Raw genomic sequence first — 7,725 nt, 5'->3', positions numbered from 1 at the left:
AGGTTAGTATGGTCTGGCAACAGGTGCGAGCCTTAGCCCATATCGAGGATGTTCGCATTCACGATTTGCGTCATACCTTTGCCAGTTATGCGGTGTTAGAGGGGTTCCCTATTCCGATGGTGTCGAAACTGTCGGGTCACACGCGTATTTCATCCACGCTTCGTTATGCTCACGTGGATGATGTGCAAGTATCGCAATCTGCTGAGGCGATAGGGGAAGTTATTAGTGGAATATTATCAGGCCAGCTTGTGAATAACCCTAAAACTCGAAAAGTGAGAGCCTCCAAATCTAAGCCGACGAAATCTCCCCCTAAACGCAGAGGAAGACCTATCAAAGTAATACCGGAACTGACCGAGAAGGAGGTTGAACGGTTTAGATATGAAGTGGATTTTTGGGAATGGTGATTAAAATATCTGTCGGAATAACATAAGTACATCAAATTTTAAGATTAGGTTTTTTGGTAAAGTTTGTGTTTTGGGGAGTCACACTTGGAGTTCTGTGAATAAGTGTACGCGAGAACTAACGCTTTTCTCTAAATATTAATTATTAATTATTAATTTTAGGCCATTCGATAAAGACTGATAGGTTCGACGCTCTTTGTTTAACATCATAGGGTAGGCAGCTAATCAATGGACAAGAGTAAAGGATTGACGAGAGAGCAAATAAGGTCTTTTCGCCGAGGATGGTTATTTAGGACCATTACCGAGGTTCGCAAATGTCGAATTAATTCAAGATGTTTTAACGGAAGTTAGGGAGATAGCTCAAAGCCCAGAGCCGCATCCCCTGTATGGTCGTTATTCTGTCAGGGATTGGCATTTAGTATCGACGAAAATTAAAGAGTTGCTCACAGATTCAGCTTTGATCCCAAAGCTACAGTCTCTGATTGGAGACGATTTAGCTCTTTGGCGCTCAAAAATTTTTCACAAGAAATCTGGAGAAAACGGTACAGGTTGGCACCAAGAGTGGGGAGATTTCGATGGTGAAGAAATTGGCAATAATAAGCCTAGTTTAAGGCCTAAACATGAAAGGCGGGATCGTTGGTGGAATTTAACTGTTTGGGTCGCCCTTACTGATGTTGAGCTTGATTGCGCTCCGTTGCGTTTCATTCGTGGTTCACATAAAAAACAATATCCTAAAACCATGGTTCCAATGACAGAATCTGAGTTTTGGCATGATCCATTTATTGACTGTAAAACAATCGAAGATGTTGTCGAAAGGGCGAACAATTACACACTAGTATTGGACGTTGATACCAGTGGGCTTTTTGAAAATTATCAAATTAGTGGGAAATCATTCGAGGATGTTAAAGCCTATGTTCGAGCTGAACTTGCAAAATTACCTGCAAAAAAAAACATTGGGTGTAGACGAGAGCCAAGAAGATATAGTGACGATCCCTATGAAAAAAGGGGAATTTGTTATTTTCACGGAAAGAACCATGCATGGTTCTCTTCCTAATACATCTTATAATGACCGGTTTGGCATTAATTTTAGAGTAACGGCAACGGATACGGAAATTTATCCATTTCGACACTTGGGCGACTTTATTGATGGCTCAAACATAGATATCACAAGACATTCGAGCTTACTGCTCTGTGGTAAGGATCTGTCTAACACACGTAACAGTTATACGTGAGAAGGGAGGTTAGAAAGTGATTATCAGCAAACAAATGCATGACATGAATATTCTGAATGATGCTTCTGCCTTACTTGGGTGTTCGACTTCTAAAGAGCTCTATCAAAAATTAAGAGCTTTAATAGAGCGACACGAGACTGTGAGAGTGAAGACAGGAATAAACCTTGTGGCAGCAGAAGGCCCTATGAGTTTACAAGCTCGGGGACTACTAAGTTGTGACTTGGGGTCTAGAGCCTCAGGCGGTTCTATTGGGCGAAATAACCGCTTTTTTACGGGGCTTGATCAAGCTGATGAAATAGAAGCACTTTGCATAGTATTACTTAAGGAATTATTTGAATGCAATCATGCAGACCCTAGGCTTTTAGGAGGGCTTCATGCTAATACGGTTGTCTATGCAGTTCTCAAAAACCATTTCAACGTATCAGATATGTCCACCCTCAATACATTTTATGGTGGTAACTCAAGTAACCATAGTTTAGGCCCCCCGGGGATCTTGAACTATTCCATTTCAGATCTTCCTGTGGATCCGAATACCCTCGAAATTGACTTAAACGCCTTTGAATACATGGCTAAGTTTAGACACCCGAAATTAGTGAGTTTAGGGGCAGGTCTCAACCTTTTTCCCTTTCCTGTAAAAGAGATAAAAGACATTATTTCTCGTTGGGGAGGGATGTTACTTTTTGATGGCTCACATCAAGCAGGGTTGATTGCTGGTGGAGTTTATCCAAACCCTCTGTCTTTGGGAGCTGATATCTACACTGCATCGACAGGAAAGACGTTTAGTGGTCCTCAGGGAGGAGTAATTTGTTGGAATTCGGAAAAGTTTTCTTCTCCGATTAGCACGACTATATTCCCAAAGCTAACTGGTTCACATCAACTTAATCGAATTGCTGCCCTGACGGTCTCATGCTTAGAATTAAAGGAATATGGCCTTGAATATATGGCTCAAGGGATACTTAATGCTAGGCAACTTGCTAGTAATTTACAGGCGCACGGGTTGGAGGTGCTCTGTTCTGATGAAGGCTTTACTGAAACTCATCAAGTTGTTGTGAAATGGACTCGAGAAGAAGGTGCGCGTTTAGCATGCTACCGTCTAGCTGATGTTGGGGTTTTTGCTAATGCAGTCCCACTTCCTGAAGATAGAGAGTTGTTATCTGGGATACGTTTTGGTGCAACAGAAATTACTCGATTAGGGGTTACACAAAGTCAAATAGTTGTTTTAGCTGAGGTAATCGCAGGCGTTCTACAAGGTAATTACAATTTGAAGGAGGCGCGTAATGTAGTAAGTGAGTTAGCCTCAACATTTTCTGGCTTTAAATATAGCTTGGAGGGTGGACAATGATTTCAATTACAGAACTGTTTACTTACTTATTTGTTACGTTGCTATATGCGTTTATGCCCGGTCCTGCAATGCTTTACAGTATTGCTCAAGCTGTGTCAGGAGGGAAGAAAGTAGGAATTATGGCAGCTTTTGGCCTTCATATAGGAGGTTATTTTCATGTAATTTTAGCTGTATTAGGTTTGTCTTCTGTGCTTTTAGCTAATCCTTCTCTCTATTCTGCCATTCAAAAGCTAGGAGCTCTCTATCTTGTTTGGTTGGGTTTCCAACGTATCTATCTATCAAAAAAATTACGTATTACTTCTTGTGAAAGCAATCTTACCTCTCCTAAAAGAACGTTTATTGATAGTGTCATTGTAGATATTCTGAACCCTAAAGCCGCAATTTTCTATCTTGCTTTTCTCCCACAGTTTGTGAATGAAGCAGGAAGTGTTGCTGTTTGGCTCCAACTGCTTATTTTGGGAGTTGTTACGAATTTATTGTTTAGTAGTGCTGATCTGTTAAGTGTTTTGATGGCGAGTCATCTACAGAAAAAGTTTCAAGCAAGAAGTAACTGGGTTGATTTTTTCTCAAGGTGGTCTGGTAGTATTTTTATACTGTTAGGTGTTATGGCCTTGGTAAACTCCTCGTACAATTAGGGGAAGGGACACACTTCTCGGATTTTTAATTCAAGTTGATTTACGATGTAATGACTTAGGTTAGACGGTAGTGTTACTCGTTACTTAATTCGGAGTTAGCTGCCACTCATGTTGTGAGGAGGAGTGATAAATGGAATATCCACTTATAGGAGCATGTCAGTGCGGGCAAGTGACCTATGACTTGTATGAAAAACCACTAATGGTCTTTGCTTGTCACTGTACAGAGTGCCAAAAACTGTCTACCAGCCCATTTAGCATTACAGCAGTTGTCGATGCCGAGAAAATAGAGTTTTCTGGTCAACTGAAAACTTGGGAACGTTTAGCTGATAGTGGCAATCGTAATTGCGCGATGTTCTGTCCAAATTGTGGAAACAGAATTTACCATTTCAATCCAGATGCACCGCAAACGGTTAAATTAAAGTTAAAACCAACTGATATGTCGGCAGCTGATATTTTCGAACCTCAAGCACATGTTTGGGTTAGTGAAAAACTAGATTGGTACCAAATACCAACTAATGTAAAGGTTTTCCCTGAGCAGCCGGGGTAGCGGTGAGCAAGTGTTTAAGATATTAAAATACTTGTTCTAATCTATTGAGGTTTAGGGAGTTTCATTGCATTAACTTACTTTTGGCCAGAACTTTCATAGGTTGAATCTTTATCTGTGGCACTTTCTAACTCGAAAGTGCCCCATTATTGGCTAGACCTTTTACTCATTCACACCCTGTTCATGGGTTTTTACCATATTAAAACTTATCCACTCTTCTCATACTGTTAATCCCCGTGATGTTTCACGGGGGTAGATTCCACCTTTCTTTCAGCGTTAGCTACCTTAAGTTCTTTTTCAATCAGTTTGTAGGTGTTTGAGGGGTATAAAAAAGCCTCGCGCTTGGCGAGGCTTTGGTTATCTAAATGTTCTGGATGCATCGCGATAAAAGTTTTCATGACTGCCCAACGCCATTAAGGTCAGGACTAACGTCCCGTATTCATCGTAGTTGTACCCAAGCAAGGTGAGCTGCTTGTTCATCTTAAACTTGTGCACCCTAAGAAAAGACAAATCGCCTTTCTTCATCACGCCAATAAAAGGGTTTTCTATAACCTCTTTCACTGCTTTATCTAGATCTTGTTTTTGGTTTTTGTGTAGCTTTTTTACTGTCTTGGCAAATGTCGTAGTTTGCTCAATCTTTGTTACTTTCGCTAAATTCATAAGAGGTCGTATTCCCGTGCTCTAATTCGGCTTTAGCGATGATTGCCTGCAGTACGAACTCGTAGGTTAAGTCAGGGTTATCCTCCATGATCTTGCCTATTTTCGCCCAATGCTCAATTTGCTTGGGGGTCGTTCGATTTAAAGCTGTTCCAATGGTTGCAGCTCTATCTACTAGGCTCTCATCAAGTCTAACGCTTGTAGTAGCCATATGTATTACCTTGGTCATTTGTTTGTTGATGTCAATTGTAGCGCATTGCATCATATGTGGCAACTTGCAACAAAAGCCCTGCTAGTGGGCTTTTTCACTTCTCATAAGTGACAATGAACTTAACCTCTAAGGTCGTGCTCTTCTGATGGCTCCTCCATACCGGAGATAATGCATCATTTACTAAATTAGAAAAAGCTTCTGTCCAAAGGTGTGCCATGAAACTCGAAAATGCCCCATTAGAAGTTACGACCGATTGATTACTCATTTCAGAAACCTGTGATTTGGCTTACTTTTCCTTATGCAAACCACATCTACTGTATTGATATAAGTGTAACGGACCTAGGTATATTAATGTAACGCCAGTCTCTATAGCGGCAACTTGGTCGGCTCAAGGGTGGTATGGGACTCGTTGCACTTGGCGTTAATCTCTTATATTTTAGTAACTTAACATTTATGATCAAGGAGTAGACAATGAAGTTGAAAATAAGGGAAGCTTTACCAATATGTGCCATCATGTTGCTAACGGCATGTGGTGGTGACTCTGATAGTGCCGATGATGTAAATGCAGCAACACCAATCAATTCACCTACAGATGCTTTAAGTCAGTTAGTTTCGTCAGGAACGTACCCAGACTTAGACACTAGTGATTCGCTTACAGGTTCAGTCACCAATAACGAAGCCATTCGAGACGATATATTGGCATATATTGAAGCGGCTAACTTATCAGCAAGTCAAAAGACACAAGTTAAGAGTATTGCCAGAACTACCCAAGAAGCTGTCCTTGTTGATCATTCTGATATCGATGCAGTCCTCCAAGTTGATGAAGAGTCTACTGTAGCTATCGGTTGCTTGAGTTTAGCTTTTGATAACCCTGCCGATGCACATCAAATTCTAAAAGCGATAGAACATTACACAGCAAACACTCGTGAGCGCGCAGCGGCATATTCAGCGTTCAATGAAGCTCTTGATGGCACTGTGACGCGCCTACCATCTAATATCGATTGCGTGGAATGATGTATGAAAAAAATTATTATAACCGCTTTAGCTGCGTCAATCTCTTTCAATGTAAGTTCTGCAACAGTTTGTGAAGTACCAGGGTATGTCGTTGGCTTTTTTAATGGAGTGTGGAATACAAAAAATGAAGCGAAATTAGCGACATTTGAATTCCAAAAGCAAATTGGAAATGAGTACAATTCAGAGCCTGTAGCATACGAGACTTTTTATAACGTAACTGGTTCATCGGTTAGTGCATCAGCGTTTCAAGATATAGCAGAAGTATTTATTCAGCGAGCGGAAGAAATAGACCCCGATCTCGGCGGTAGATTTGATATCTTTTGGTCAGCAATTACTGGTGGTGGAGCTGATGGTTTCTTAGATAAAGTCTACAATATTGTCAGCGCCCCTAGTGACTTGGTGTTGGGGCTACTTACTGAGCTTTACGACTGGGCATCATCCCAAACAGTTGCACTTGTTAGTCATTTGTTTTCTTCACCGCCAACAGCAAGCGATTACGCTCGTCATAACACGAGGATTCAGACGTTAGGCACACAGGGCGCAAAAATGCTGTTTATCGCCCACTCCCAAGGTAATCTTTTTGCTAATAATGCCTACAACGCAGCATTGGAATTGGATAACCTAGATGAATCTAATCTTGGGGTAGTCCACATTGCACCAGCTTCACCACAACTGAATGGACCTTATACACTAGCCGATCTCGATTTGGTGATAAATGGTTTAAGAGCTGTAGGGACAGTGCCCGATACAAATGTCTCGATACCAGTCAGCCATTTAGAGGTTGATCCATCTGGTCACACTCTCATACAAACCTATTTAAATACTTCTTTACAACCAGCTGGAATGATAAGAAACGATCTCCAATCGGAGCTGGCGTCATTACAAACTCCTGAAGCAATCGCTTCTACAGGGTCGTTCACAGCAACACTCAGTTGGAATGGTCTAGGTGATGTTGATTTGCATACGTTTGAACCCAATGGGATGCAGGTGTACTACCAAAATAGGGTAGGTAACGTTGGTGAGTTAGATGTTGATAACACCAGCGGCTATGGGCCAGAGCATTACTTCGCCACTTGTGACAGAGACAGCCTCGAACTCGGGGTATATAGTATCGGTGTGAATAACTACGCTCGTGCAGAAGGTCGAATTGCAACTGTTCAAATATCGACAGGTAGTATTTCGGATGTTCTAACTAAGTCAGTTACACTTGGGGAAGCTCAAGGTTCATCAGAGAATGCCAACCCATTACACATGATGAATGTTGTGGTTTCTGAAAACGACAGTGGTGGCATTGAAATAGGGGCTTTCTAGTAACCTTAAAGGGCCGTTTACCTATAGTAATATAATCTGATAGCCCTACTAAAACATCATTTGATGTTTTAGTAGGGCATTGCGTTTGGTCTACCAATTTCCGATACATTGTATGATTCGGAGTAGTAAATTTTGTCCGAACGACTTAGTCGCCAATCTGAACGTAACTCGGAAATGTCCAGAGGCTTCATAGACCTGAAGTTTTACTCGTCGTCGCGACTCAAGGCGAGTTCCAATGATATATTTTGTAACTGCAAGCAATTAGCTTTGTCGATAAGAGCTGATAACAAAGAGAGCCAAAGCTGACTAAATTGATTAACCAATAACTTTCAATGTTTTTGGTTATAGTATGTGTAATACAAATCCCAATAATACTTG

Annotated in this window: 10 protein-coding genes; 8 read left to right on the top strand and 2 right to left on the bottom strand. The window is 41.2% G+C overall.

Annotated features, from left to right (window positions below):
* From AB4496_RS11675 to AB4496_RS11650, 6 genes are all read left to right on the top strand, one after another.
* On the top strand, positions 1–404 hold a 404-nt coding region (locus AB4496_RS11675), incomplete at its 5' end, for a tyrosine-type recombinase/integrase (protein ID WP_372131012.1).
* Between the two features lie 322 nt (positions 405–726).
* Positions 727–1,455 carry a phytanoyl-CoA dioxygenase family protein gene (locus AB4496_RS11670; protein WP_346762973.1) on the top strand — a complete coding sequence of 243 codons (729 nt, stop codon included), beginning with the start codon at positions 727–729 and terminating at the stop codon, positions 1,453–1,455.
* Complete coding sequence (locus AB4496_RS11665) at positions 1,397–1,633, top strand: phytanoyl-CoA dioxygenase family protein (RefSeq protein ID WP_240798339.1); 237 nt, start codon at positions 1,397–1,399, stop codon at positions 1,631–1,633. Before AB4496_RS11670 ends, AB4496_RS11665 begins: the two co-directional genes overlap by 59 nt.
* Before the next feature lie 16 nt (positions 1,634–1,649).
* Positions 1,650–2,975 carry a hypothetical protein gene (locus AB4496_RS11660; protein WP_017102637.1) on the top strand — a complete coding sequence of 442 codons (1,326 nt, stop codon included), beginning with the start codon at positions 1,650–1,652 and terminating at the stop codon, positions 2,973–2,975.
* Positions 2,972–3,610, top strand: a complete 639-nt coding sequence (locus AB4496_RS11655; RefSeq protein ID WP_017102638.1) for a LysE family translocator — start codon at positions 2,972–2,974, stop codon at positions 3,608–3,610. Before AB4496_RS11660 ends, AB4496_RS11655 begins: the two co-directional genes overlap by 4 nt.
* A gap of 130 nt (positions 3,611–3,740) precedes the next feature.
* A complete protein-coding gene (locus AB4496_RS11650) occupies positions 3,741–4,157 on the top strand; it encodes a GFA family protein (RefSeq protein ID WP_017102639.1) in 417 nt (138 codons plus the stop codon).
* Between the two features lie 354 nt (positions 4,158–4,511).
* On the opposite strand, the gene AB4496_RS11645 is transcribed toward AB4496_RS11650, so the two are convergent.
* On the bottom strand, positions 4,512–4,814 hold the full coding sequence (locus AB4496_RS11645; protein ID WP_017100444.1) for a type II toxin-antitoxin system RelE/ParE family toxin: 303 nt from the start codon (positions 4,812–4,814) through the stop codon (positions 4,512–4,514).
* The gene (locus AB4496_RS11640; RefSeq protein WP_017100443.1) at positions 4,786–5,022 is read right to left on the bottom strand and encodes a TA system antitoxin ParD family protein; all 237 of its coding nucleotides are present in this window, start codon (positions 5,020–5,022) and stop codon (positions 4,786–4,788) included. Before AB4496_RS11640 ends, AB4496_RS11645 begins: the two co-directional genes overlap by 29 nt.
* Before the next feature lie 471 nt (positions 5,023–5,493).
* Between AB4496_RS11640 and AB4496_RS11635 the strand changes: the two genes are divergently transcribed.
* Both AB4496_RS11635 and AB4496_RS11630 read left to right on the top strand, forming a co-directional pair.
* Positions 5,494–6,036 carry a hypothetical protein gene (locus AB4496_RS11635; protein WP_102258348.1) on the top strand — a complete coding sequence of 181 codons (543 nt, stop codon included), beginning with the start codon at positions 5,494–5,496 and terminating at the stop codon, positions 6,034–6,036.
* A 3-nt stretch (positions 6,037–6,039) separates the two neighbouring features.
* On the top strand, positions 6,040–7,347 hold the full coding sequence (locus AB4496_RS11630) for a YfaP family protein (RefSeq protein ID WP_229648405.1): 1,308 nt from the start codon (positions 6,040–6,042) through the stop codon (positions 7,345–7,347).
* Positions 7,348–7,725 lie beyond the last annotated feature (378 nt).

It is taken from the genome of Vibrio sp. 10N.222.46.A1 (assembly GCF_041473595.1).
GTDB classification, from domain to species: domain Bacteria; phylum Pseudomonadota; class Gammaproteobacteria; order Enterobacterales; family Vibrionaceae; genus Vibrio; species Vibrio tasmaniensis_A.
The sequence above is the reverse complement of the archived record's forward strand: the minus strand, read 5'-3'. Positions and strand labels throughout refer to the sequence as shown.

What these genes read in the sequence shown, in the direction of transcription:
- AB4496_RS11665 (WP_240798339.1), top strand. Translation starts at nt 1,397, where the DNA reads ATGAAAAAAGGGGAATTTGTTATTTTCACGGAAAGAACCATGCATGGT.
- AB4496_RS11655 (WP_017102638.1), top strand. Translation starts at nt 2,972, where the DNA reads ATGATTTCAATTACAGAACTGTTTACTTACTTATTTGTTACGTTGCTA.
- AB4496_RS11650 (WP_017102639.1), top strand. Translation starts at nt 3,741, where the DNA reads ATGGAATATCCACTTATAGGAGCATGTCAGTGCGGGCAAGTGACCTAT.
- AB4496_RS11645 (WP_017100444.1), bottom strand. Translation starts at nt 4,814, where the DNA reads ATGAATTTAGCGAAAGTAACAAAGATTGAGCAAACTACGACATTTGCC.
- AB4496_RS11640 (WP_017100443.1), bottom strand. Translation starts at nt 5,022, where the DNA reads ATGGCTACTACAAGCGTTAGACTTGATGAGAGCCTAGTAGATAGAGCT.
- AB4496_RS11635 (WP_102258348.1), top strand. Translation starts at nt 5,494, where the DNA reads ATGAAGTTGAAAATAAGGGAAGCTTTACCAATATGTGCCATCATGTTG.
- AB4496_RS11630 (WP_229648405.1), top strand. Translation starts at nt 6,040, where the DNA reads ATGAAAAAAATTATTATAACCGCTTTAGCTGCGTCAATCTCTTTCAAT.